General features: G+C 72.7%; 22 protein-coding genes. 9 read left to right on the plus strand and 13 right to left on the minus strand.

The genetic code is table 11. From position 1 onward, the window contains the following. Positions 1–311: 311 nt before the first annotated feature. The 8 genes from CUC05_RS15185 to CUC05_RS15220 form a co-directional block, all read right to left on the minus strand. Positions 312–926 carry a PH domain-containing protein gene (locus tag CUC05_RS15185; RefSeq protein WP_157965613.1) on the minus strand — a complete coding sequence of 205 codons (615 nt, stop codon included), beginning with the start codon at positions 924–926 and terminating at the stop codon, positions 312–314. A 30-nt stretch (positions 927–956) separates the two neighbouring features. After that, on the minus strand, positions 957–1,685 hold the full coding sequence (locus tag CUC05_RS15190) for an SGNH/GDSL hydrolase family protein (RefSeq protein ID WP_108666978.1): 729 nt from the start codon (positions 1,683–1,685) through the stop codon (positions 957–959). Beyond that, the gene (locus CUC05_RS15195; RefSeq protein ID WP_108666979.1) at positions 1,685–3,736 is read right to left on the minus strand and encodes a CHRD domain-containing protein; all 2,052 of its coding nucleotides are present in this window, start codon (positions 3,734–3,736) and stop codon (positions 1,685–1,687) included. Before CUC05_RS15195 ends, CUC05_RS15190 begins: the two co-directional genes overlap by 1 nt. A gap of 41 nt (positions 3,737–3,777) precedes the next feature. Further along, positions 3,778–5,346 (minus strand): GMC family oxidoreductase, encoded by a 1,569-nt coding sequence (locus CUC05_RS15200; protein ID WP_108666980.1) that lies wholly within the window; start codon positions 5,344–5,346, stop codon positions 3,778–3,780. 86 nt (positions 5,347–5,432) lie between these two features. Continuing rightward, positions 5,433–6,584: a hybrid sensor histidine kinase/response regulator gene (locus tag CUC05_RS15205; protein ID WP_108666981.1), complete on the minus strand. Its 1,152-nt coding sequence runs from the start codon at positions 6,582–6,584 to the stop codon at positions 5,433–5,435. A gap of 96 nt (positions 6,585–6,680) precedes the next feature. Further along, positions 6,681–7,337, minus strand: a complete 657-nt coding sequence (locus CUC05_RS15210; RefSeq protein WP_108666982.1) for a DUF2461 domain-containing protein — start codon at positions 7,335–7,337, stop codon at positions 6,681–6,683. Positions 7,338–7,450: 113 nt separating this feature from the next. Continuing rightward, on the minus strand, positions 7,451–8,524 hold the full coding sequence (locus CUC05_RS15215) for a 5'-3' exonuclease (RefSeq protein WP_108666983.1): 1,074 nt from the start codon (positions 8,522–8,524) through the stop codon (positions 7,451–7,453). A gap of 46 nt (positions 8,525–8,570) precedes the next feature. Beyond that, positions 8,571–8,870: an MGMT family protein gene (locus CUC05_RS15220; protein ID WP_108666984.1), complete on the minus strand. Its 300-nt coding sequence runs from the start codon at positions 8,868–8,870 to the stop codon at positions 8,571–8,573. 117 nt (positions 8,871–8,987) lie between these two features. Here CUC05_RS15220 and msrB point away from each other — a divergent pair, with 117 nt between their 5' ends. The 3 genes from msrB (at position 8,988) to CUC05_RS15235 (ending at position 11,397) form a co-directional block, all read left to right on the plus strand. Then, positions 8,988–9,422 carry a peptide-methionine (R)-S-oxide reductase MsrB gene (gene msrB, locus CUC05_RS15225; RefSeq protein ID WP_108666985.1) on the plus strand — a complete coding sequence of 145 codons (435 nt, stop codon included), beginning with the start codon at positions 8,988–8,990 and terminating at the stop codon, positions 9,420–9,422. Between the two features lie 106 nt (positions 9,423–9,528). Next, on the plus strand, positions 9,529–10,266 hold the full coding sequence (locus CUC05_RS15230; protein WP_108666986.1) for a YcnI family copper-binding membrane protein: 738 nt from the start codon (positions 9,529–9,531) through the stop codon (positions 10,264–10,266). A gap of 81 nt (positions 10,267–10,347) precedes the next feature. Then, the gene (locus CUC05_RS15235) at positions 10,348–11,397 is read left to right on the plus strand and encodes an HpcH/HpaI aldolase/citrate lyase family protein (protein WP_108667131.1); all 1,050 of its coding nucleotides are present in this window, start codon (positions 10,348–10,350) and stop codon (positions 11,395–11,397) included. A 16-nt stretch (positions 11,398–11,413) separates the two neighbouring features. Here the strand turns inward: CUC05_RS15235 and CUC05_RS15240 are convergent, their stop codons facing one another. After that, the gene (locus tag CUC05_RS15240) at positions 11,414–12,331 is read right to left on the minus strand and encodes a serine/threonine-protein kinase (RefSeq protein WP_108666987.1); all 918 of its coding nucleotides are present in this window, start codon (positions 12,329–12,331) and stop codon (positions 11,414–11,416) included. 45 nt (positions 12,332–12,376) lie between these two features. Beyond that, positions 12,377–14,416, minus strand: a complete 2,040-nt coding sequence (locus CUC05_RS15245; protein ID WP_108666988.1) for a serine/threonine-protein kinase — start codon at positions 14,414–14,416, stop codon at positions 12,377–12,379. Positions 14,417–14,551: 135 nt separating this feature from the next. On the opposite strand from CUC05_RS15245, the gene CUC05_RS15250 reads away from it, so the two are divergent. Together CUC05_RS15250 and CUC05_RS15255 are read left to right on the plus strand one after the other, a co-directional pair. After that, the gene (locus CUC05_RS15250; RefSeq protein WP_170128025.1) at positions 14,552–15,388 is read left to right on the plus strand and encodes a GGDEF domain-containing protein; all 837 of its coding nucleotides are present in this window, start codon (positions 14,552–14,554) and stop codon (positions 15,386–15,388) included. Continuing rightward, complete coding sequence (locus CUC05_RS15255; RefSeq protein ID WP_108666990.1) at positions 15,381–16,241, plus strand: GGDEF domain-containing protein; 861 nt, start codon at positions 15,381–15,383, stop codon at positions 16,239–16,241. The genes CUC05_RS15250 and CUC05_RS15255 overlap by 8 nt, the downstream gene beginning before the upstream one ends. Positions 16,242–16,260: 19 nt before the next feature. On the opposite strand, the gene CUC05_RS15260 is transcribed toward CUC05_RS15255, so the two are convergent. The 3 genes from CUC05_RS15260 to CUC05_RS15270 all read right to left on the minus strand — a co-directional run bounded on the left by CUC05_RS15260 (position 16,261) and on the right by CUC05_RS15270 (position 21,980). Then, positions 16,261–17,316, minus strand: a complete 1,056-nt coding sequence (locus tag CUC05_RS15260) for a class I SAM-dependent methyltransferase (RefSeq protein ID WP_108666991.1) — start codon at positions 17,314–17,316, stop codon at positions 16,261–16,263. Between the two features lie 119 nt (positions 17,317–17,435). Beyond that, positions 17,436–20,516, minus strand: coding sequence for a beta-propeller domain-containing protein (locus CUC05_RS15265; protein WP_157965614.1), 3,081 nt, complete (start codon positions 20,514–20,516; stop codon positions 17,436–17,438). 96 nt (positions 20,517–20,612) lie between these two features. Next, positions 20,613–21,980 carry an MFS transporter gene (locus CUC05_RS15270; protein WP_108666993.1) on the minus strand — a complete coding sequence of 456 codons (1,368 nt, stop codon included), beginning with the start codon at positions 21,978–21,980 and terminating at the stop codon, positions 20,613–20,615. Between the two features lie 124 nt (positions 21,981–22,104). Between CUC05_RS15270 and CUC05_RS25900 the strand changes: the two genes are divergently transcribed. Genes CUC05_RS25900 through CUC05_RS15290 form a run of 4 tightly spaced genes read left to right on the plus strand, consistent with a single transcriptional unit; the run spans position 22,105 to position 25,200 of the window. Then, on the plus strand, positions 22,105–23,220 hold the full coding sequence (locus CUC05_RS25900; protein WP_276308904.1) for a transglycosylase family protein: 1,116 nt from the start codon (positions 22,105–22,107) through the stop codon (positions 23,218–23,220). A gap of 55 nt (positions 23,221–23,275) precedes the next feature. Next, positions 23,276–23,488: a hypothetical protein gene (locus tag CUC05_RS15280; protein ID WP_108666995.1), complete on the plus strand. Its 213-nt coding sequence runs from the start codon at positions 23,276–23,278 to the stop codon at positions 23,486–23,488. A gap of 55 nt (positions 23,489–23,543) precedes the next feature. Then, on the plus strand, positions 23,544–24,080 hold the full coding sequence (locus CUC05_RS15285) for an RNA polymerase sigma factor (protein ID WP_108666996.1): 537 nt from the start codon (positions 23,544–23,546) through the stop codon (positions 24,078–24,080). Next, complete coding sequence (locus CUC05_RS15290) at positions 24,073–25,200, plus strand: hypothetical protein (RefSeq protein WP_108666997.1); 1,128 nt, start codon at positions 24,073–24,075, stop codon at positions 25,198–25,200. The genes CUC05_RS15285 and CUC05_RS15290 overlap by 8 nt, the downstream gene beginning before the upstream one ends. The last annotated feature ends 157 nt before the right edge of the window (positions 25,201–25,357 follow it).

The raw sequence follows: 25,357 nt of genomic DNA on the forward strand, positions 1-25,357 counted from the left end.
ACCCCCACCCGACGGCGTGTGCGATCCCCACCTGCACGAGGCGTCCAACGCACCCACCCCCTGGCGGCGTGGCCGACCCCCACCCGACGGCGTGTGCGATCCCCGTCCCGAGGGGGCGTCCAACGCACCCACCCCCTCGCGGCGTGGCCGACCCCCACCCGCCGAGGCCTGTCATGGCACACGACCGCCTACCCCGTGCCCCATCCCCACCCGCGCGGGGCGTCCAACGCACACGCGGCCCCGCTGGGACTGATGGGCCCGACCCGCCGCCTGAGTCGCCCGCCCCGGTCCCGGCCGGCCGGTTCGGGTCGCTACTGGCCGAGGAGCCGTGCCTTCTGGGCCTGGAACTCCTCCTCGGAGATGGTGCCCTGGGCGCGCAGCCGCTCGAACTTCGTCAGCTCGTCGGCCACCGAGACGCCCGCACGCGCGGCACGCATGTCGTCACGCTCCTTGGACTTCTCGATCTCGGAGTAGATGCGGTTCTCCACGATCGAGGGGTTCAGGACGTCGGAGAACGTCTGGCTGCCGGTCTCGCCCGCCGACTCGATCCTGAGGTCACCGACCCGGAGCAGCCGTTCGAGGACGGTCTGGCTGAACGCCACGTTGGTGATGCGTTCCAGCGGGATGTTCTGGCCGTGCTTGGAGACGACGCCGGACCGGTAGATCACCCGGTCGGTGGTCAGCACGAAGTGAGTGCTGCGCCACACGATCCAGCGCCACACGAACCACGCGAGCCCGAAGGCCAGCGGGACCGCCGAGGCGATCTCGTAGACGGTGTCGACCTGATCCACGACCACCACGACCACGACGACAAGGGCCAGCGCGATCACCAGGAGGGCGAAGGGCCCGAGGAAGATCCGCCAGTGCGGGTTCAGGTCCAGCACCACGGACTCGTTGTCGTTCAGGAGCTTCTTGGGGTACGCCACGGCGGGCACGATACCGCCGACGGCCCACCCTCAGGCGAGCCGGTCCACGATCCACCCGGCGATCATGGGTGTGGCGGTCGGTCCGGGATGGAAGCCGTCGGGGCCGAAGTCGCTCGCTGGGGTGCCGATCTCGACCACGTCCACGCCGTGTGTGGCGAGCCAGCTGGCCTGCGCCCGCCCGACCCGGCCGGTCAGGAACCCGACCAGCCGACGCAACGGTTGCGGCAGCGCGGGGGCATGCCGCAGGTCCGGGGCGCCGACGAGGACGATGCGGGCGTCGGGGGCGACGTCCCGGATGGTGTGGACCATGGCCACGGTGTCCCGACGGATGGTCCGCAGCGGCCGCCGCTTGAGGCCGTCGTTGACCCCGGCGGAGACCACCACCACGTCGGGGGCCGGCTGGGGTGCGGGGACCAGCTGGCCGGCCACGTCGACGGTCGTGTGGCCGCTGACGGCCCGCTGCTCGACGTGCACGGGGCGGCCCGTCGCCTCGGCCAGCCGGGACGCCACCTGCCGGGGCAGGGTCAGGTCGGGATCCTGGATGCCGTCGCCCGCCATGGCGCTGTCACCGAGGGTCAGCAGGCGCAGCGGGGTGGTGTCGACCGCCGGGCCGGGCGGGGGGACGAGCCCGTCCAGCTCGTGGGGCAACCGCAACCGTCGGGCCGTGCGCCGTGCACCGACCACACCGACGACGTTGCCGATGGCCCCGCCGACGAGGAGGCCCGGGCCGAGCAGCAGCGCCAGCCGCCCGCGTGGCATCAGGTGAGCTGCCCGCGGATCGCGCCGTCGGGGAAGTCCTCGGTGTGGACGTTGACGTAATGACCGCCCGGGTCGGCGAGGATCGCCGTGCGCACCGATGGGTCGACCTCTCGGTCACACCCAGCCGATCGGCTGCCGGGTCCCAGATTCAGCGCATGCACGACTCCACCCGATTCCGTCGAGGTCCCGGCGTGGATGTGTGCGCCGGTGACCGGCGAGTCGAGCCCCTCCCAGGAGATCGACCAGCACAGCTCGTCGGCCACCCCGGTGTCGTGGAGGGTGAAGGCACCCGTCGCGTCGGGGTGCCCGGGGCCCGGGACCTCGTTGGCCCCGGACAACGCCGCGACGCGCGAGGTGCCGGGGAGGAACACCTGGCCACGGATCTCCCCGGCCGGGTTCAGGTCGGTGTGCACGTTGAGGTAGTGGGCGGCGGGGTCGGCGACCAGCGCGGCGACGGCCTGTGCCTGCTCGGCCCCACCCCTCGAGCAGCCGACCACGCGACCGTCCTGGCCGGCGACCGGCTCGAGGTGCACCGGCACGGCGACCGGGCCGGGCTCACCCGGCGGGGCGACGTGGACGTGGGCGGCCACGATCGGGCCGGACAGGTCCCACACCTCCGCATCGACGCACAGCGCGTCCTCGCCGGCGTCGGAACGCCACATCCTGGCAACCCCCGAGGCTGCCGGGGTGGCGGGGTCGGTCGCGACCTCCTGTCCGACGTCCATGACCGCCATCAGGGGGTTCTGCAGGTCCTGGCGCCCGTGCGCGGCCACGGCCTGGCCGCACAGGTCGGCCGCGAGGGTCGGACCGCAGACCACCGGCCCGCGGCGGAACAGGACCTCGACGGTGTCCCCGGGCAGGGCTGGACGGCCACCGTCGGCCAGCACCAGCCCGCCGTGCGCGTGCAGCGCCGCCGCGAACCCGCTGGCCCATGCCGTGTCACCGAATCCCTCGACGACCACGACGCCAGCAGCGTCGGGGAACGCCCCGATGAACGACGCGGCCGTGGCGGTACGGGTCGGCCCCGCCGCCCGGACGACGGTGTGGGCCGAGGACAGGTCCTCCTCCACTGCGGCGGGGACGGCTGCCGTGCCGCCGACGATCGTGATCCGCTGGACCCCGTGGTCGGCGAGCCACGTGCGCAGCCCGTCGTCGACGGTGTCGCCGACCAGCAGCACCGGGGTCCCCTGGACGGCCCCGAGGGCGCCGGCCCCGAGGGAGTCGGCGAAGGCCGCCGACCCCTCGCCGAACGCGCGGGCCAGCAGCACCTCGGGGATGGTGTCCCCGAGCAGCAGGTCGGCGACCGCGCGGGCGGTCTCCAGCCGGCTCGGCCCCCCGACCCGGTCGACGGTGTCAACGACATCGGCAAGGGCCTGCTCGACCTCGGCGCCGATGGCCGCCTCCAGGCCAAGGACGATCACCCGGGTCGTGCCCAGGCGTCGCAGCTCGTCGGCGACCCGAGGGTCGAGGGTGTCACGAGGCGTCAGCAGCAGCGGCGCATCCAGCAGGCCCTGCCCGGTGCCCGAGGCGAGGGAGTCCGCGAAGCCGCCCGCGGTCCCCACGAAGGCCGTGGTCGCGCCGCCGTCGGGCAGTCGCGCGCTCCACGCCAGCGACGTGGCGATCGGGTCGGTGCCGTCCAGCGGTCCGTCGATGGGCGGTTCGCTGCTCGGCGGTTCGGTCGGTTCCGGGTCCCCGGGCCCCTCCCCCTGCTCCACGACGGTGACGGTTCCGTTCTGGCGATCGCCGTCGGGCGAGGAGTGGATCGCGCAGTAGTACTCGAACGTGCCGACGGCGTTGAACGTCACGTCGTAGGTGGTGTTCGACGTCTGCGTCCCGGAGTCGAAGCGCTCGTCGTCGGCGGTGACGGTGTGGGTGCCCTCCACGAACGTCCAGCGGACCACCTCACCCAGCTCGATGGTGACGTCTGCCGGTTCGTAGTCGACGTTGACCACGTCCACCTCCGCCGCGGGTTCCTGTGCCGCCGCCGGGACGGCCACGAGGCCTCCCAGCAGCAACGATCCGACGAGGAGGACACGGGCAGCGAGCGTCATGGACGGTTCCTGTGATGGTGGGGTGCTGCGTGCTGTTCGGTTCAGGCGGCTCCGCGGATGGCGTCCACGGCCTTCTCGGCGATCATGATGGTCGGCGCGTTGGTGTTGCCGCCGATCAGGTCGGGCATGACGCTGGCGTCGACGACGCGCAGGCCGTCGAGCCCGTTGACGCGCAGCTGGTCGGGATCGACGACGGCGTCCTCGTGGGTGCCCATCGCGCAGGTGCCGACGGGGTGGTAGATCGTCTGCAGCTGCTGCAGGGTGGCCTGGCGGATCTCGTCCTCGCTGGTCGCGCTCGGCGGCGGGACGATCCGGTTGGCGCGGAACGGGTTGAGCGCCGGCTGGGTCAGCACGTCGTGGATGATGTGCCAGCCGGCCATCAGCGCCTCGAAGTCGCTGGGATCGTCGAGGTAGTTCGGCTCGATGATCGGCGACCAGCGAGGGTCCGTCCCCTTCAGCTGGATGTGGCCGACCGACCGTGGCCGCAGCAGCCCCGAGGAGCAGGTCAGCCCGTGCCCGTCGGGTTCGCGGAGCCCCTCGTCGGCGAAGATCGCGGGGGCGAAGTGCAGCTGGATGTCGGGCATCGACAACGACGGGTCGGTGCGGATGAACCCGCCCGCCTCGGCGACGTTGCTGGTCAGCGGCCCCTTGCCGCGCAGCAGGAAGTTGGCCAGGTGGTGGGGCGCGTCGGCCCCGAAGAGGCTGCCGCCCGGGGCGCCGAAGATCGGGCCGGCCATCACGTGGTCCTGCAGGTTCTGCCCGACCCCCGGATGGTCGGCGACGACCGGGACGCCGACGTCGACCAAGTGGTGGGCCGGCCCGACACCGGACAGCATCAGCAGCTGCGGCGACCCGATGGCGCCGCTGGCGAGGATGACCTCGCGGGCCCCGACGTGCTCCACCCGGCCACGTCGCCGCACCTCCACGCCCGTGGCACGGGTCCCGTCGAACGTCACCCGGTTCACCGGCGACTCGGTCCACACCTCCAGGTTCGGACGGTCCCTCGCCGGTGCCAGGAACGCGTCGGCGGCGCTCCACCGTCGGCCGCGGTGCTGGGTCAGCTGGTATATGCCGATCCCCTCCTGCTCCGCGCCGTTGAAGTCGTCGTTCATCGGCAGGCCCGCGTCGGCGGCGGCCTGCAGGAACGCAGGCGTCATGGGACGTGGGGACACCTGGTCGCTGACGTGCAGCGGCCCCCCGGTGCCGTGGAACCGGTCGTGCTTGGAGGCGTTGTCCTCGCTTCGCACGAAGTACGGCAGGACGTCGTCGTAGCCCCAGCCCTTGCACCCCCAGTGGTCGCGCCAGCGGTCGTAGTCGCCGCGGTGACCGCGGATGTAGATCATGGCGTTGATCGAGGAGGACCCGCCGAGGACCTTGCCGCGCGGCCAGTAGACGCGCCGATCCAGCACGTGCTTCTGCGGTTCGGTGTCGAAGTTCCAGTCCCAGCGCGAGCGGTAGAGGCTGGGGAACGCCGCGGGGATGTGCAGGTTGGCGTTGGTGTCGGGCCCGCCGGCCTCCAGCAGCAGCACCCTCGCGCCCTCGTCCTCGCTGAGGCGACCGGCCAGGACACAGCCAGCCGACCCTGCGCCGACGATCACGTAGTCGTACATGCACAACCCTTTCGGCCCGAACGGAGGCCGTCACCCTATACCCGGGTCGCGGGCTCCTCGGGTGCGGTGGTCACCGATGGGACCGGTCAGCGGCCGCGGTCCCCCACATCGACCTCACCGGGGCGGCGACGGGGGAAGGTCAGGACGATGTCCAGGCCACCCCCCTCGTTGTTCCGGGCGATGGCGGTGCCGTTGTGGCGGGTCATCACACCCCTGACCGACGCCAGCCCGAGCGCCGCGTGACCCGGCATGGCGGGCGGCCGATCACCCAGGCCGAAGATCCGCTCGAGCTGCGCGCGGGGCACGCCGGGACCGTTGTCGGAGAAGACGATTCGCTCGCCCTCCGCCACGAGCTCGGCACGAACGCGGATCCGCGGCTGTGTGCCCGGGGTGCAGTGCCGGATGGCGTTGTGGAGGATGTTGAGCACGACCTGCCGCAACGACGACGGCTCACCCCAGACGTCGGGCAGGTCCTCCAGCAGGATCGATGCACCGGACTCGACGAACTCCTCGTGGAGCATGTCGTGGGCCCAGGCGACCATCTCGGTGACGTTGATCCGGGTGCGTCCGCTGGTGTCGGCGATGTCGATCAGCATCGCGTCGAGGGCCATCAGCGACCGCTCGGCCACCGCGGCCAGCTCCTGCCGGAGGCGCTGGCGGACCTCCTCGTCGATCTCGTCGCGGTTCAGCGCCTTGGCGTAGCCGCGCATCGCAACCATCGGGTTGCGCAGGTCGTGGGCGATCTGCTCCACCATCTTGCGCAGCTGGGTGTTGCCGCCGAGGATCGCGCGGTTCTGGGCCTCCAGCGCGGTCCGGAACGCCGCCCGGTCGACGGCATGGGACAGGACGCGAGCGAGCACCTGGGGGGTCGTGACGTGCGCCTTGTCCAGCACGTCGTCCACCCCGAGCCGCAGGGACTCGCGCACCAGCAGGTCGTCGATGCTGCCCGACACCACGACCAGCGGCGGCACGTTGGGGTGGGCGAGCAGCCTGCGAGGGGCGTCCAGCGCCCTTGCGTCGGGAAGCTTCAGGTCGATCATCCCGACGTCGAAGTCCAGCGACCACTCCAGCAGCTCCATCGCCTCGGCGAGGCTGGTGGCGATCTCGACCTCGAAGCGGTCCTCCGGGAGCATCCCGTGGGCGATGGCCGCGTCGGTCAGGCTGTCCTCGACCAGCAGCACTCGCGACCGGTCACGAACCCTGTTCGAGGGATCCGCGCGGGCCTCGGAGGGCTCCATCGGTGTGGCTCCTGACTGCAGTCGGGAACCCCGATCCTAGAGCCCGGCGCACCGGGCCCGGAACGGCAGGCGACGTCCGGCCTCCCGACGCGACGGTCAGCGGCGCCGAGGTTCGGTCGACGCACCGACGTGGCGGTCCAGCCACGCCAGCAGCGGCGCGCCGTGCCTGAAGGTGTCGCGGACGAACCGCACCGCCCGGCGGGTGTGGACGGTGGGGCCGGGTTCGGCCTCGCGCATCCACGTGAGGTTCTTGCGACGCAGCAGGTCGATCCGGGGATGGTCACGGTCCCATCCCCGCGGCGCCGTCCTGAGCATCTCGCTGTGGACCTCGACGCCCGTCCTGCCTGCCGTCGCGCGGATGAGCTCGGCAAGCTCCTCCCCCGTCGCCTCGTCCGCCGCGGCGTGGCGCAGGCGCTCGAGCTGGTCCCTGGCGAGCTGGTAGTACCCGCCGCCAGCGCCCAACCCGTCCGCAGACGCCCTGACGTAGAAGCCGCCGCCATCAGCGGTGTGGAAGGCTGCCGCGACCTGGGTCTTGTAGGGGGTCTTGTCCTTGCTGAAGCGGACGTCGCGGTGGGGTCGGAAGATCTTCGCCGTCCCGAACTCGTCCTCCAGCTCGGCGAGGAGGGCCTCCATCGGGGCACGCACCTCCTCGTCGTACACGTGCCTGTTGGCCTCCCAGAACGCCTTGGTGTTGTTCACCTCCAGCTCGGAGTAGAACGTCACCAGCGATTCGGGCCACCCGCTGAACGTCATCGATCCTCAGCTCCTCGTCGGTCGTCGGCTACCGAAACGGTTGTACCGATGTCGACGAACACGCGTGGCGGCAATCGACGACGCTCGTGGACAACCGGGCCGACGCGGGAGCCTCAGAACGGCAGCGGCGGCGCGTCGGCGTCGTCCAGCGGCGGCGGGGCGTCTCCGGTGTGGACGGTGCCGAAGCACAGCACCATGCGTTCGACGAGCCCGCCGAGGCGGCGGCCGCGCAGGTAGGACTCGATCGTGGTCGTCGGCGTGGCGGCGACACCGGCGTCGAGGTCGACCCCGAGATGGCGGTGGATCGTCATCAGGTCGATGTTGCGCTTGAACACCGACTCCTCCGAGGCGAGGTCGTCGATGAGGACCTGTCCCACCTCGGGGCCGAGGACGCTGCGGCACCCCATCGGGTCGGCGACGGCCTCCTCGACGGTCTCGAACCGGTTCAGCAGGTCCTTGGCCCGCTTCGGGCCGATGCCGTTGATGCCCGGGAGGTTGTCGCTGGTGTCCCCGCGAAGCGCTGCGAACTCGGTGTACTGCCCGGGCGCGATACCGAGCTCCCGGCGGTAGCGCGTAGTGTCCATGCGCTGGGCACGGTGCATGCCCGAGCGGATCCGGAGCACCGAGGTGGCGTCGCTGACCAGCGAGAACGCGTCGCGGTCCGACGTCGCGACGACGCAGCGACGGTTGGCGTCCTCGGCGGTGGCGGCGACCGACCCGCAGACGTCGTCGGCCTCGTATCCCTCGTGGGTCACCACGCAGGCACCGAGCGCGTCCAGGGCCATCGGGATCTCGTCCAGCAGCGCGTCCAGCGCGTCGGGCTTGTCGGGCCGCTGCCCCTTGTATGCCGGCCACGCCTCCTTGCGGACCGATCGCTTGCGGCAGTCGAAGCCGATGACGGTCGAGGCGGGACGGACGATGTCGACCACCGCCGCGAGCAGGGCGAGGAAGCCGTACAGGCCAGCCCCCACCAGGTCCCCGTCGTCGCGTCGCCCGGCGTAGGCGTGGTAGCCGCGGTGGGCCAGGGAGTTGCCGTCGACGGCGAGCACCGTCGGGCCGAGCGGCACCTCGGCGGGCTTGCGGGCGATGGGGGTGCGGCGCGGGATCACGGTGTCGGTGACCGGGCGCACCGGCACGGCCGCCTCGGCGACCTGCATGTCATCGTCGAACAACGCCAGGGAGTCCATCGCGCACACCCGTTCGACCCGATCGGGCGGGGGGAGGGATGCCGCGTCAGCGACCCGCCGGTCGAACTCGTCCGTTGACTATAGCGACACCCTCCGCGGCCAACCGACGAGCCTGGTCGTCCCCCTTGGCCAGCGTCCCGTCGGCGCGGATGACCCGCCACCACGGCAACCCGTCGGACTCACGCAGCACCCGGCCGACACCCCGAGCGGCCCCCGGACGACCCGCTTCCTCGGCGACCTCGCCGTAGCTGGCGCACTCCCCGGGACGCAGGCTGGCCACGACCTGTCGCACGGCCGCACCGAAGTCCTCGGGCGGCTGGCTGTCCTCGTCCGTCGCCTCCCCCACCGTCCGTTCCTCCTCTCCTCCTCGAAGTCGAGTCGTGTCATCGTTTCGTCATGGTGGCAGACGGCCACGCTCGTACCGTGTGGTCTCCCACACTCGTCCACCAACGAGGAGCATCCCATGACCGATGTCGATCCGACGAGCACCGAGCCGGGTGGCGCGGACCAGCGCGTCGAGCTCACCGACGAGGAGTGGCGTCGCCGGCTGACCCCGGAGCAGTACCAGGTCCTCCGCCGTGCCGGCACCGAACGTGCCTTCACCGGCGCCTACTGGGACACCAAGGACCCGGGCGTGTACCGCTGCGCCGGGTGCGGGGCCGAGCTGTTCCGCTCCGACACCAAGTACGACTCCGGCAGCGGCTGGCCGTCCTTCACCGAACCGATCAGCCCCGACGCGGTCGAGGAACACACCGACCGGTCGCTGGGGATGGTCCGCACCGAGGCCGTCTGTGCCCGATGTGGCGGCCACCTCGGCCACGTCTTCCCCGACGGCCCCGGACCGAACGGCCTGCGGTACTGCATGAACTCCGTCTCCATGGAGCTCGACACGCAATGACCTCGGCCGGGAACTCTCCCGGCCAACCGATCGACCCCTCGGCGACACAGTCCACGAGGGGTCCAGTCGTTTCCCGACGGTCCCCACCCGATCCAGGAAACGACCGATGACCGCTGCCAGCTCCACCACGTCCCGCCGCCTCGTGCTGCTCCTCCTCGCGACCGTCGTCGCGCTGCTGTCCCTCACCGGTCCAGCGCTGGCGCACGTGACGGTCCGCACCGACAACCCGACCGCCAACGGCTACGGGGTCTACACCGTCCGCGTGCCCACCGAACGCGACGACGCCTCCACCACCACGATCGAGGTCCAGATCCCCGAGGGGCTGACCGTCCACAGCTACGAGCCGGTGCCCGGCTGGGAGATCGAGATCGGCGAGACGGTCATCACCATCTCCGGCGGCGCGATCGAACCGGGGCAGTTCCAGGACTTCCGCTTCTCCGCCCGCAACCCCGAGGAGGCAACCGCGCTGCGGTTCGCCGCGATCCAGACCTACGACTCCGGTGAGGTCGTGGAATGGACGGGAGGGGAGGGCGCGGACAAGCCGGCCTCGATGGTGGAGCTGGTCGCCGCCGACGCCGACGACGCCCACGGCCACTCCGCCAGCGACGACGACGCAGCCGAGGACGCCACCACCGAGGACAGCGCGACCGAGGACAGCGCGACCGAGGACGCCGCAGCCGAGGACGCCATGACGGAGGACACCACAGACGAGGACACCGGCGAGTCCACTGACGAGGCGACCACCGCCGGCACCGGATCGGGCCTCGCCGTGGCGGCACTCGTCGTCGGCCTCGCCGGGGCGGGTCTGGGCGGGACCGCGCTCGCGCGAGCAGGCCGCAGCTGAGCTGACTGGCGTCGCCGTCGGTGCCATCCGCCCCCCGACGCGGTTTGTCACCGGCGGCGACGCCGCCCTAGCGTGATCGGCATGCGCCCACCCAAGGACTTCTTCCGCCCCCTCGCCGTCGGCGCCCCCGAGCCGCTGCGCGAGATCCCCGTCCGTCCGTCCCGGATGATCCACTTCTTCCCGCCCTCGGTGGACAAGATGGTGGCCAAGGTCCCCGACATCATCCCGACCGTCGACGTGCTGCTGGCCAACCTCGAGGACGGCGTCCCCGCCACCGACAAGGACGCGGCCCGCGCCGGGATGGTCCGGGTGGCCCGGGACAACGACTTCGGCGAGACGCAGTTCTGGACCCGCATCAACTCCCTCGACTCGCCGTGGTGCCTGGATGACCTGACCGCCGCGGTGCTGGAGGCCGGGGAGGCCCTGGACGTCATCATGGTGCCCAAGGTCGAGGGCCCCGAGGACATCCACTACGTGGACCGCCTGCTCGCCCAGCTGGAGGCGAAGGCCGGCCTGGACACCCCCCTGCAGGTCCACGCGATCCTGGAGACCGCCCGCGGCGTGGCCAACGTCGAGGCGATCTGCGGCGCGTCGCCCCGCATGCAGGGCCTGTCGCTGGGCCCGGCCGACCTGGCGGCCAACCGACGGATGAAGACCACCCGCGTCGGTGGTGGCCACCCGGGGTACCTGGTCCGCTCCGACCCCGACGCCGACAACCCCGAGGCCGCGCGCCCCACCTTCCAGCAGGACCTGTGGCACTACACGATCGCCCGGATGGTGGACGCCTGCGTGACCCACGGGATCCTGCCGTTCTACGGCCCGTTCGGCGACATCAAGGACACCCAGGCGTGCGAGGACCAGTTCCGCAACGCCTACCTGCTGGGCTGCGTCGGCGCCTGGTCGCTGCACCCCGTCCAGATCGACATCGCCAAGAAGGTGTTCTCCCCCGACCCCGCCGACGTCGCCCACGCCAAGCGCGTGGTCGAGGCGATGGGTGACGGCACCGGCGCGATCATGCTCGACGGCAAGATGGAGGACGACGCCAGCGTCAAGCAGTGCCGCGTCATCCTCGAGCTGGCCCGTGAGCTGGGCTCCCGCGACCCCGAGCTGGCCGCCACCTACGACCTGTAGGCCCAGGCACCCCGGGTCAGGTCGGCGGCAGTGGCGGGGGGCCGGACTCGATGGTCGTGTCGATCATCCGGCGTTCGTGGGTCGGCGGCGCCGGGCCGGCCTGGGTCGGCGCGACGGGCAGGGTCGTGGTCGACCAGCCCATCTGGTGCTCGACCTCGACGAGCATCCGGCCGAACGCATCGGCCGTGGGGCGCTGGGCCGGGTCCTTGGCCAGTCCCTGCTCGATCACCCGGACGAGCGGGTCGGGCACGCCTCGGGCCCGGAGGTCCGGGGCCGGGGCATCGATGATGCGCAGCAGCATGGCGATCGGCTGCTCGGCAGCGTCGCCCTCCACGAACGGGGCGTGACCGGCCAGCAGCTCGAACAGGGTCGATGCGAGGGAGTACACGTCGGAGGCGATCGTCGCCGTGCCCCCCTCGACGACCTCGGGTGAGACGTGGGCCAGCGTCATCCCTCCCCCCGTGGTGTGGGTGGCGTCGACCAGGCCGGAGATGCCGAAGTCGGCCAGCTTCACCTCACCGAAGACGCTGCGCAGGATGTTGGCCGGCTTGACGTCCCGATGCAGCACGCCGGCCTCGTGGGCGCAGTGCAGCGCACCGGCGATCCGGATGCCGACGCTGGTCGCCTCGGGGGCGGAGAGGGGCTGGTCGCCGCCCAGCGCCCCACCGCCGAGGTACTCCATGGCGATGTAGGGGATGCCCTTCGGCGTCTGGCCGGCGTCGAAGAGGACCACGATGTTGGGGTGCCAGCCGAGCGCCCCCAGCGCCTGGGACTCCCGGGTGAACCGCTTCTCGGTGCGGGCGTCCAGCGCCGGCGCGGCCAGCACCTTGATCGCCACCTCGCGACCGATGCTCTCCTGCGTGGCCCGGTAGACCGTGGCCGTGCCACCCGAACCGATCGGCTCGAGCTGGCTGTATCCGGGGATCTCGTGCATGGCAGCGCTGACGCTAGCGCGTCGGTGTCCCGCTCACCCGCTGCGTCACTGGATCAGCTCCACCAGCGCGGCGTCGGGTTCGGCGACGACGACGCCCGCGCCGGTCGTCGCCAGGCGGGTGACGTCGCCGACGGTGTCGACCGCAGCGGTGGCACCGTCGAGGCGGATCAGCTGCAGCCGACCGTCGACCACGGCCCACAGCCGCCCGTCGGTGGTCCCGGCGACGTCGGTGGCTCCGGTGGTGACAACCGCACCACCGGGGACGAGGTCGTGCAGCCGGCCGTCGCCGGTGAGGACGGCCACGCGATCGGGACCGGCGGTGACCAGCTCGACGGGGGTCCCGCTGACCTGCTCGAGCTGGTCGACGATGCCGTCTCGCACGCTGACGACGGTGCCGTCCGTCGTGGCGGCGACGATGGTGTCCCCGGCGCTGTCGACCTGGGTCGCTCCCGGCAGGTCCACGACCCGCTCGACCGTCCCGTCGACCCAACGGGCCAGGCCCTGCCGATCGGCCAGGAGGAACCCGCCGGTGGCCGGGCTGACGTCGACCGCGCCGGGGACGACGTCGCCGACGGGCCGCAACGTCGTCGCGTCGAGGACCTGGACCCCGTTCGGCAGCCGCACCGCCAGCAGGTCACCGCTGACGGCGAGGCCGGAGATGTCCGGGACGGGGGTCGCAATCCGGCCCCCGTCGGCCAGGCGGACGACCTCGGTGGCCGTCGACACCCAGATGACATCGCCGTCGCTGGCCAGCGCGGTCGCGGTTCCCTCGAACGTGACGGCCGCGACGGCGGCCGGGTCGCCTGTCGTGGGCAGCGGCGGTGGTGGTGGCGCCGGCGCAGGGGGGCCCGGGGCAACGGTCGGCGCGGGCGCGGGCTCGAGGGTCGCCGTCACCGGCGGCGCCTCGGCCGCGTCCTGACCCGGGTCGTCCTCGGGGTCGCCGGGCTGGGGACCGGTCTGGGGGAGGTCCGGCAGCTCCTCCGCCGCGTCGGGCGCCTCGCCGAGCTGGGTCGGCAGCACGTCCGGGGCGGCGTCGCTGCCCACGTCCGGGTCACCGCCCCCGGTGAAGGACGAGGTGGCCACGAAGGTCACGGCCACCAGCGCTGCCGCAGCTGCACCGATGCCCCCCACGATGCGCTGCAGCCGCTGGGCCTTCCGCCGCGCCTCGGCCGGTGGCTGGTCGGGCAGGCCGGCTGCCGGGGCGGGCAGGCCCGACGCGGAGGGGGACGCGGGACGACCGGCGGTCACGACCGGGACGGCCGCGAGCCCGAGCTCCTGCCGGGCCGACTGCAGCTCGCGGGCCAGGTCCTCGGCCCTGGCCGGCCTGTCGGTGGGGGCCTTCGCCATCGCGCGGCGGAGCACCCGGGCGACGGGCAGGGGGAACCCCTGCTCGGCGAGGTCGGGCACGGGGTCGCGATGGGCTCGCAGCATCATCGCCGCCGGCGACTCGTCGGTGTCGCGATGGAAGGCGGGCTGGCCGGTCAGCAGCGCATAGAGGGTGGCACCCAGCGCGTAGATGTCCGTTGCCGTCGATGCGCCGGCGCCGGCCAGCAGCTCGGGGGCGCTGTAGGCGATCGTCCCCGTCGTCCCGCGACGACGTCCCGCGGCCCCTGCCGCCAGCGCCACCCCGAAGTCCGACACCTTGACCTGCCCGTCGTCGGCGATCAGCAGGTTGTCGGGCTTCACGTCGCGGTGCAGCAGCCCGGCGTTGTGCGCCACCTGCAGGCCCGTGGCCGCCTGGATGCCGGCGGCGGTGACCATGTCGACGGGCTGCGCGCCCTCCCGTCGCATCAGGTCCCCGAGCGACCCGCGAGCCAGGTACTCCATCGCGATCCACGGCTGGCCGTCGACGTCGCCCGCGTCGATGATGGCGACGATTGCCGGGTGCCACGCGAGGGTGCCCATGACCTGCACCTCCGCGGCCACGCGGTGCACAGCATCCTCGTCCAGCACGCGGTGCAGCACCTTGAGGGCCAGCGGCTGTCCAGACCGGGTCGCCGTCGCCAGGTACACCACGCCGAATCCCCCTCGCCCCAGCTGCTGCTGCAGCTGGAACCCCGGGACGGCGAATGCCGGTTCGTCCATGTCCCGCGCAGCCTATGCCCGACGGCTCAGGTCGCGCTGCGTCCCGCCGATTCGTACGAACAGCAACTGACGTAGCGGGACAGGTGGAGCGAAGTGCTGACTGAAGACGAATGGGGGGACGACGCGATACGCAGGGTGATCGACGATCTTGCCGACCCGCTCGTCTGCTTCCTTCCCGACGGCACCCTCCTGTACTCCAACCGTGCGCACGACCTCATCCACGGGGCGGCCCCGGGCACGTTGGTGGGCACCGACTTCGTCAACCTGCTGCCCGAGGAACATCACCGGACTGCCCGTCGCTTCCTGGCTCGGCTGGCGACCGACGTGACGCCGGAGAACCGCACGGTGCACAGCGTCACCGAGGTCCGGCCCGGGGGGAAGCCGATGTTCGTCGAGTGGACCAACACGGCACACTTCGACGACGACGGACAGCTGCTCGGCGTCATCGCCTCCGGCCGTGACATCACCGCCCGCCAGATCGAGCAGGCGCAGCTTGCCCACGAGATCCGCCACGACGCCCTCACCGGGGTGCTGAGCAGGTACGGCGTCGAGCAGCACCTGGCGGAATGCTACGCCGTGGCCGAGCAGGAGGTCCCCGAGCTGACGTTGATCTACCTCGACCTCGACGGGTTCAAGGAGATCAACGACCGGCACGGCCACCACGTCGGGGACGCCACGCTGATCGCGGTCGGCGACGTCCTCCAGGGTGTGGTGCGGCCCGACGACGCCGTCGGCCGGCTCGGCGGGGACGAGTTCGTCCTCATCCTCCACGGCACCGACCGGACATCCCTCCCCATCGCCAGGATCCGCCAGATCATGCGGGCGCTGAACACCCTCGACCATCCCGTCGGGGTGTCGGTCGGACTGGCCAGCCCCCGGTACGGCGAGTCGTGGGCCCAGCTGATCGCCGAGGCGGACCGCCAGATGTTCGTGCACAAGCACGGCACCAAGGAGGTGCGCATCGATGCCTGACCACTCCAACGCCCTCTGGCAGCAGCTGTCCCTCAAGGCCATCGTGGACGACCTCCCGGACATGGTCTTCCGCACCCGCGTCGACGGGACGATCAACTACGCCAACCAGGCCTACCTCGACTTCCACGGCCTGCCCGCCGAGCAGGTCATCGGCCGGTCGTTCGTGGACCTGTCGCCGTCGGAGGAGCGCGACGTCATCAGGACGGTCCTGCTGGAGCTGCAGCAGCTGACACCCGAGCACCCCACCCGCCGCAACGAGCACGAGACCCGGACGGTCACCGGTGCACCGTCGTGGCACGAGTGGTCCGACCAGGCGATCTTCGACGGTGACGAGCTGCTGGGGTTCATGTCGGTCGGGCGCGACGTGACCCGCCGGCGCCTGCAGCAGGCACGGGCGGCGTTCCACCTGATCCACGACTCGCTGACGGGCCTGCGCAACCGTCGCGGCCTGTTCCGCCACCTCGACGGGCTGCTGGAGGACGGGGTGGTCCCCGACGTCGGCCTCCTGTACCTCGACCTCAACGGCTTCAAGGCCGTCAACGACACCCTCGGCCACCGGGTCGGTGACATGGCCCTGGTCGGCTGCGCCGATGCGCTCCGTGCGGCCTCGGGTCCGCGCGACCTCGTGTGCCGCCTCGGCGGCGACGAGTTCGTGGTCGTCACCGCCGGTCCCGACGGTGGGGGTCAGGCGAAGGCCCTGATCCCCGAGCTGCGGCGGGCGCTGGCCGGCCTGCCCCATCCGCTGGGGGCGAGCATCGGCCTGTCGGTCCCCCGGGAGGGCGACACGCCGACCGCACTGCTGGAACGGGCCGACGCATCCATGTACGCAGAGAAGCGGTCCCGCAGCCGGTAGCCCGCGGTCGTCGCCCCGGTCAGCCGGTGGCGACGTAGATGGCGTTCATGGGGTCGCCCTTGGCCGGCAGCACCTCGACGTCGCCGAAACCGGCATCCCGCAGCAGCGCAACGGCGGCGTCCTGCCCCCACATGTTGCCCAGTCCCTCCCCTCCCTGGGACCGGGCGGTACCGACGCAGCCGAACATCGACAGGCCGTACATCATCGGCGCCCACGGCAGCTCGGCCTGCGCATCCAGCGACGCCGGGGCGGCGCTGTCGCACATGACGAACCGGCCGCCGTCGGCGAGGCAGGACCGCACGTGGGCGACCGCCTCGGCTGGGTGCCCGAGGTCGTGGATGACATCGAAGGCCGTGATCAGGTCCTGGGGGCCGTCGAGCTGGTCGATCCTCCCCTCGACGAAGGTCACGTTGTCGACGCCCTCGTCCCGGGCGGCTGCGCGTGCCGTGGCGATCGACGGGGCGGACAGGTCGATGCCGGTGACCCGGCTGTCGGGGAACGCCGTGGCGATCAGCAGGGCGACCCGGCCCGTCCCGCACCCGATGTCGGCCACCCTGATGCCGGCGTCCAGGTCCTGGGCCAGCCCGTCCACCTGCCCCAGGTAGCTGTCGATCAGGAACGTCTCGTACCTGGCCCGGCTGAGCCGGTCCATCATCGCCGGCATGTCGCCGGCCTGGTCGTGGAACGGGGTGCCCTCGCCGGTCGTGAACGCGTGGGCAAGGCCGTCCAGGTTGCCGCCTGCCGCGGCGGCCATGGCCGCGATGGCCGTGGTGTTGAGGAAGCTGTCCCCGGTGAGGGAGATGGCGTGTTCGGGAGGGAGGGAGAACGTCCCGTCGGCGTGCTCGGCGACGCCGCCGACGACGAGGGCGTGCAGCCACTCGCGCACGTACCGCTCGTGCATGCCCGCCCGGGCGGCGATCTCCGCCGACGTCCCCGGCGCCTCGGCGAACGCCGCCGTCAGGCCGGTGCGGGCGCCCAGGGCGATGGCGTTGGTCAACATCGCCTCGCCGTACATCGACATCAGGCGCTGCGAGAACGCCCGTGAGCGGGTGCGGTCGAACGTGTCCTCGGCCATGGTCGGTCGGCCCTCTCCCTGATCGGTCGGCGGGCCGGGATGCTACCGCCACCGACCACCGGGGGAGGGCCCGTGGCCCTCCCCCGTCCCCCGTCAGCGGGGACCGATGGCGGTCGACGTCAGTCGATGACCACGCAGCACTCGTCCTGGGTGCCGGGGAACTCCGCGAAGCCGAGGTCGGCCAGGCTGGAGACGTCGTGGGCGGACAGGCCGCGGTAGGACACCGTGTACAGCGTCCCGTCGGCCACGAACGTCCGGTCGGGCGCCGGGCTGTACCCACCCTGCTGGGTCGGCTGGGTGACCTCGCCCGCCAGCGTCAGCGTCTGGTCGGTCGTCGACACGTCGATGGCCTGGACCCCGCCGCGGTACCCAGAGTAGTCGGGGCCGTAGAGGGTGCTCGGCACGAACGCTCGCCCGAGGCGTGCCCAGAACAGGAAGGCCTTGTGGTCCCACTCCACGGGCGAGTCGCCGGGGCCGAACTCGAGGGAGTCGACCCGCGTCGGGTTCGCCCGGTCGGAGATGTCGAACAGGCTGACCTGCAGGCCGGTGAGGCGACCGTCGTCGTCGCCGTCCTGTCCGACGCCCAGCAGGTGGTCCTCGTCCAGCGGGTGCAGGTACCGCGACACGCCGGGGATCTTCAGCTCGCCGGTGACCCGCGGGGCCTGGGGGTTGGTCAGGTCGACCAGGTACAGCGGGTCGATCTGCTCGAAGGTCACGACCGCGGCGATGTCCCCGAGGTACCGGACGGCGAAGATGCGCTCGCCCTCGCCGAGCCCGAACACCCTGCCCGTCTCGAACAGCTCGCTGCCCCCCTCGGTGAGGATCGTCACGCCGTTGTCGGTCGCGGGCGCCTGGTCCCCGAGCCACGGCGGCTGGGTGGTCGTGGCCACCCGGTAGTAGCCGTCGCGCTCGCTGAGGGCGAAGCTGTTCAGGACGTAGCCCGGCACCTCGCCCGACGCCACGTAGGTCGTGGCGGCCGGGTCGCTGATGTCGAAGCTGTGCAGCTGGGTGGTGACGGCCTCCGGCTGGGCGTCGCTCCAGACCCCCCACTGGCTGGAGCTGACGACCAGACGGTCCTTCGAGGCGTAGATGGTCTCGGCGTTGGCCAGGACCGCAGCCGACGAGGTCGGCTGGACGGAGCTGGCGGCGTCGATGGTGGACACCAGCACCGTGGCCATGCCCGAGAAGCCGGGCGGGGCGAACACGGCATCGCAGTCGACGGCCGGACGGGCGTCCTCGCCCTCGCCGACGCTGGGCAGCCACTGGTCGATGGTGGACTCCTCGATCACCCGGCGGTTGTGGGCGATCGCGGCGTCGTGGGCCTCCTGGCTGCCGTCGGCGGGGTAGACGAAGTGCAGGCCGGAGGGGTTGGAGGAGGTCACCAACCGGACGGTGCCGTCGACCATGCGGGCCGAGCGGTAGTCGCCGTCGATGACGGTGTCGTCCAGCAGCACCGGCGCGGTCGGCGTCGACACGTCGTACCGGGCGATGCGGGTGGTCGGGTCCGGGTAGTAGTACGGCGGCATGAAGTCGGTCTCGGCCGGTGGGCTGTCGACCGGGTACACGAAGCCGTCGCCACGGCTGAGCACCAGCAGGACGTCGTCGTCGAGCAGCAGGTCGTGGCCCCAGACCTCGCCGGGCACGGCGAGGGAGGTGACGTGCACCGGCGCCTCGCCCGCGGTCAGGTCCATGACCTCGACCTCGCGCCCGTTGCTGACGTACGCGGCGTCGCCGTTGGTCTTGACCCAGTCGGGCTCGTCGACGCCGACCTCCTGCACGTTGGTGTCGGACACGTCGACCGACCCGCCGTCGTCGCTGGCGTCACCACCGTCGGCGCCCTCCTGCGGCGCAGCGGGAGCCGCAGGGGCGTCGCCGCCGCTGTCCTCCTCGGGCTGGGCAGGCGCGGGTGCGGGGACGGGCTGCCCGACCGCGACGTCCTCGAGGAACGGCGCGTCGTACCAGTAGCCGTCCAGGCCGTAGGGGCCGACCCGCTCCAGTCCCTCCGCCACGAAGAAGTCCAGCGTCGCGGTGCACGAGTCGAAGGGGTCGAGCCTGGTGAACGCGTTGGCGCAGGCCTGCCCGTCGAAGGTGGTGAGCGCCTGCTCGATCGCGGCGTCGATGATGGTCTCGTCCCCGACGAGGACGAGGTCGACGGCGGCCGGACCACACGTGGACACCTCGCGCCGGGTCGACGGGCTGACGTTGCCGACGACCATCAGCGGCGGGGCGCTGGCGTCGGCGGCGATGCCGGCGCCGGACAGGCCGTAGGCCCACCCGTCGGCCCGGCCACCGTCGAGCACGACGTAGCGGCGGGTGCTGCTGATAGGCCACAGGTCCGAGCCGGCGATCGCGGCGGCGGTGGCGGTCCGCTCGGGGCCGTGCAGCCGTTCGGCGTTCGGGGCGGCGTCCTCGACGGCCTCGGCCAGCGCGGCGTCACCACCGAGCAGGACGGTGCGGTCGGGCTGGACGGCCTCCAGCCACGTGGCGACGGCCGGGTGCATCCCGTCGGTCGGGGTGACGACGATCGGGACCCGGGCGGCGGCGGCCAGGCTGCCACCGGTCATCGAGTCGGCCCAGGCGCTGGTCGGGTTGCCCTCGGCACCCTCGGAACGGGCGAGGAGGACCACCGAGGAGGGGGTGAGGCGACGGACCTCGTCGGCGACCGCCAGGGCCGTCTCGACGCGGGTCGTGCCCGCCAGGCGGACGACGACGAGCCCCAGGGCGGTGATGCCGTCGGCCACGGCGGGCGACAGCGCCGCCTCGCCGCCCAGGACGTAGACGGTGCTGCCGTCGGCCAGGACGCGGTCCAGCTCGGCGGCGGTGGCGCCGGCGAGGCGGTCGGGGCCGGTCAGCAGGAGTGGACCCTCGGAGGTCAGGGCAGCGCCCGCGAGGGAGTCGGCGAAGGCATCGGTGGTCGCCACGACTGCGTGGCTGGCCTGACGGCCGTCGCTCCCCGCGGCGGCGAACCGGGTCCGCGACACCTCCAGCGCTGCGGCTGCCGGGTCCCCGGCGAGGATGCGCTCGGTGGTCGCGGGGTCGCCATCGAAGGCGCTGCTGCCGTCCTGCGCGGCCGAGGGGATGGCCGTCAGCAGCGGGAGCAGCAGCGCCAGGACCACCGCCGCGAACCCTGCCGTTCGGAGTGCCGATGGCCGTCGTGGTGCGGGACGGGTCGGACGCGGGACGGCAGTGGCGTGGCTCACGGTCGGATCCTTGATGGCTGGGGTCAGCGTGGACCTGTCCACGAGGGGTGATGCCCCCGTGCTGTGGACAGGCGCCAACCTCAGACGTGCCGTGCGTCACGAGGGTTGCGCGGAATCCAGGTTTTCTCTCGAGTCGGCCCGTGGCGCAACCGGTGCGGTGCGGTGGCCGGCAACCGTGTCCGAGGCGTCGACGTGGGCCTCCGGGGAAGCCACGAGCCAGCTGTCGGGATCCACGATCGTCGGGTCGTGGCCGAAGCCGACGCCCGGCGGCAGGCCGGCCAACCGGCGTCGCAGCGCGGCACCCAGGACGGGGACGGCGACGAGGATCGGGACCACCGCGAGCATGCGGATGAGCGACGCGGCGCCGACACGGTCCAGCAGCAGCCCGGCGACGGTCTGTCCGATGCCCGCACCGATGAGGATCATCGCCGGGTACAGGGCGAAGCCCTCGGCACGCCGGGGGGTGGCGACGGTCCGCTGGAAGGCCAGGCCCGCCAGGGCGTTGAGCGGGGCGATCGGCAGGCCGAACCCGAAGATCGCCAGGCCGAGGAGGGGCAGCGAGGTGGCGTGGGCGGTCGGCAGGATCAGGAGGCCGAACGCGACGAGCAGGGCGCTGGCCATCAGGCGGCCGTAGCGCAGCGGATCCCGCAGGTTGGCTGCGGCGAGCCCGGCGATCCCGCTGCCGAGGGCGGCGAGCGCCATCAGCGGGCCGGCGCTGGCGGGGTCCATGCCGAACGCCTCGATCCGGGCCGGGATCGTGGCCTCCCACGCCCCGAGCGGCAGGCCGGTGGCGAAGACCAGCGCGTAGACGGCGGTGGCGCCACGGGTGCGCAGCGGTGCCGGGCCGCGCGTGGCCCCGGGTTCGGCTGGTTCGCGGGTGGGCAGGCCACCGAGCATCAGCGCGGCCACGACGAAGGAGGTGACCATGGTGACCAGCACGCCGAGCGGGCCGACGGCCAGCGCGAGGACACCGGCGACCGCGGGGCCGGCGACGAAGGCGACCTCGACGAAGACCGCGTCGAGGGCGTTGGCCGGCTCGAGGTCCTCCTTGGGCACGCACTCGACCAGCAACGTCCGGAAGGCCCCGAGGATCGCGGCCGAGGCCACACCCTGGACGGCCACCAGCACCGCGAGGACGGCGAACGGGGCATCCGCTGCGGCCGCGCCGAGGAGGGCGAGGACGGTGATGGCCGACAGCCCGAGATGGCGCCGCAGCCCGTCACGCAGCTCGACGCGGTCGAGCATGCGACCACGCCACTGGGCGGCGAGTCCGGCGGAGACGGTGGCGATGCCGGCCAGCGACGCACCGTTGGCCAGCGAGCCGGTGACGGCCTCGCCGACCAGCACGAGCGCCAGCAGGTTCATCGTCATCGGCAGGCGTGCGAGCAGGTTGACGACCGCCCAGCGGCGGAACAGCGGGCGGCGGAGGAGGCGTCGCAGTGGCGACGACGACGTGGAGGACATGGGTTGGCTCGGCTTCGGCGGGATGCCTCCCCCCGGTGGGAGGGAAGCACGCGAGCGTAGCGCAGCACCCCCCGGTCGCACCCTCGTCCGCTTGTCGCCGTGGGTGAGCGGTACCGTGGCTCGCGTGCGTGATGCCCTCGAGGCGCCGCGGCCGGCAGTGCGGTCCGCCCTGGCGTCGGTGATCGTCGTGCTGCTCGCGGTGGGCGGCTCGACGGCCGAGGCACGCCGTGCCGACGACACCGCCGCGGCCGACAAGGCCGTGGTCGTGGTGGACCGGCCGGAGCCCACCGAGGTCGCGGCACCGCCCGTGGTGCCCGAGGCGGTCCGTGCCACCCCCGAACCGGTCGGCACCCCGGTGCCCGTCGCCACGATGCAGACGGTCGTCGGGGCGGCGGACGAGCCGTTCGTGCCGGTCGACTCCACGACCCGGGCCGCCGTGACGGTAGCCGTCGACGACACCTCCGAGGCCGTCGCCCGCGAGGTCCTCGACGGCCTGGACGGGGTCGTCCACGTCGCGCGAGTGCAGCTGGTGACGACCACGTTGGGCGGCGTCGAGGCGGACGTGGCCGGGGTCGACCCCGACGAGTTCCGCCCCTTCACCCCGGAGGCCACCGCCGACCACGAACCGCTGTGGAGCCGCATCGAGGCCGGTGACGTCGCGGTGACCCACGAGTTCGGCACGGTCCACGAGGTGGAGCTCGGGTCGATGCTCGGCGTCGGCGCGGTGCAGACGCCGATCCGGGTCGGGGCGTTCGCGACCAACGGCACACCGCCGGTGGCCGACGCCATCGTGCACGCCGACCAGCTGTCGACGCTACCGGTGACCGGGGCGTCCGCCCGGCTGCTCGTGGGGCTCGAGGACGAGGCCAGCCCGACGGCGACCGTGGAGGCGCTGGAGGACGCCGGGCTGGAGGCGGAGGAGGTCCCCGACCCGCGCCTGCCGAACAGCCAGACGATCGTGCCGCCCGCCGGGATCACCCCGGAGAACGTGTGGGACCACCTGGCGATGTGCGAGTCCTCCGGCGACTGGCACATCAACACCGGCAACGGCTACTACGGCGGCATCCAGTTCCTGCCCGAGTCGTGGGCGTGGGTCGGCGGGACCGGCCTGCCCCACGAGCACACCCGCGAGGAGCAGATCTACCGCGGGACCCTGCTGTGGCAGATCCAGGGCTGGGAGGCGTGGCCGCAGTGCGCGCGCAAGCTCGGCCTCATCGTCGACGCGCCCAGCGAAAGCTGATGACGGGGCGGCCTCGCCTCGTTGGTTGGGCACACGGTCGCGTATCCTGCCGTCGATGACTGGTACGACGACGGATCACGACAAGCTCCTCCTGCAGGCCTTCGGGCGCATCGAGGAACGGCACGAGGTCCCCACGGTGCAGGCGGCCGCGATCGAGGCACGCCTGACGTTCATGGAGGCCTACGACCTCGTGAACACGTTGTTCACGGCCGGCTACCTGACGCACGACCTGCGGCTGACCGACGCGGGCAGGAAGGCCATCAAGTAGGTCGTCATTACCCGGTCTGAACCGACCGGGCCGCTCGTGCGTCCCAAGGGGTGAGATGACACGACACGAGCAAGGGGGCTGGGCCACGCCGGAGGCGTTCTGCGCCGACGTGCGCGGCCCGCTGGTGGGCACGCTCGAGCTGTACGTCGGCCAGCGAGCCACGGCGGAGGAGCTGGCCCAGGAGGCGTTGGTCCGCGCCTGGCAGCGGTGGGGGCAGCTGGACCATCCACGGGCGTGGACCTACCGGTGCGCCTTCAACCTGGCACGGTCGGGGTTCCGTCGACGGCAGGCCGAGCGGCGAGCCAACGCCCGGGTGTCCTCGATGGCCTCGCGGGTCGTCGTCGACCATGACTCGGCGGACGCGGTTGCGGTGCGCGCGGCGGTGGCCGAGCTGACCCCACGGCAGCGCGAGGTGGTGCTGGCCCGCTTCTACGCCCAGCTGACCGTGGCCGAGACCGCCGACGTCATGGCCTGCGCGGAGGGGACGGTCAAGTCGTTGACCAGCCAGGCCATCACCGCGCTCCGCCGCTCGGGCCTCGTCGTGGACGAGCCCGGCCCGGCCCGACCAGCCGAGGTGGCGACCGATGCCTGACCTGACCGACCTGCTCCACCGCGCCGTCGACCCGTCGGATCCGTCGTTCGGGGTCGAGGACGTCCGCGCCCGGGTGGCGTCGTCGCAGCGGCGGCAGCGTCGCGCGACGGTCGCGCTGATGGCCAGCGTCGTCGTGCTCGTCGCGGTGGGGGTGGTCAGCGGGCTGCGGACCACGGGCGGTGACGCGGCCATCGACAGCCCGGACGGCGATCCGGACAGCGTTGCGGCGACTGCCGCCGCCACACCCGGGCCGGGAGGACCCGCCACCCCGGCCTCCTCGACCCCCGTGCCCTCCCCGACCCCCTCGACGGTCGAGACCGGGGCGGAGGACCCGGCGGTTGCCACGGGCGAGCAACCCGTGGCCGCCGGGCTGTTCGCGGCCGTCGAAGCCGGGGGCCTGGCGCTGGGCGAACGGACCGTTGACGAGGTCAGCACGACCGTGACGTACACCCCTCCCGGCGTCGGTACGTCGGCGGTGTGGGTCAGCGTGGCCCACGAGGGGGTCGATCCGGGCTGGGTGGTCGACGGCGACACGGAGATCGTGCCGCTGGCCGACGGGGAGGCCGCGGTGCTGGACGACAGCGGGATGCTCGCCTTCACCTGCGGGGACGCGTCGGTCACCACGACGGGACCGGGCGCCGGCGGCAGCGACCCGGACTCGGTCGCGGCCTTCCCCTTGGCGGCGGGATGCCAGCCCCGTCCGCCCGGGGTGCCGACGTCGTTCACCGCCGACGACGGCTCCACGATCGAGCGGTGGCAGTCCATCCGCGAGGCGAGGGTGGGGGCGGCCATCGATGCGCTCGGCCTGGTGCAGTGCTGCGGCGAGCCGTCCCACGGCGGGTCCGGCGCCTCCACCGGGTTCGAGTGGGACAGCGGCCCCGAGGTGTACGTCTTCGCCGGCCCCTCGCTGGTCGGCGGGTCACTCCTCACCGAGGGGGTGGAGGTGCCCGTGGCCGACGGCGTCGCCCGCTACGTGGAGGCCGACGGCCTGCCCGTGACGGCGTTCGACTGCGGCGACACCGGCTACACGCTGATGCTCGACTCGACGGATGCCGACGTGCACGTCGCCGCCGCCGAGCTGCTGGTCAGCGCGCTGGCCTGCACCCCCTCCACCGGCTGACCACACCTCCCCCAGCGCCCCCTCCACGGGCTGACCACACCTCCCCCCAGCGCCCCCTCCACGGGCTGACCACGCCTCCCCCAGCGCCCCCCCTCCCCCTGGCGCGTGCGTTCCCCCACCGCTGCCGGCGGGCATGCCACACCACCCTCGGTCCTGT

The organism is Euzebya rosea (assembly GCF_003073135.1).
GTDB classification, from domain to species: domain Bacteria; phylum Actinomycetota; class Nitriliruptoria; order Euzebyales; family Euzebyaceae; genus Euzebya; species Euzebya rosea.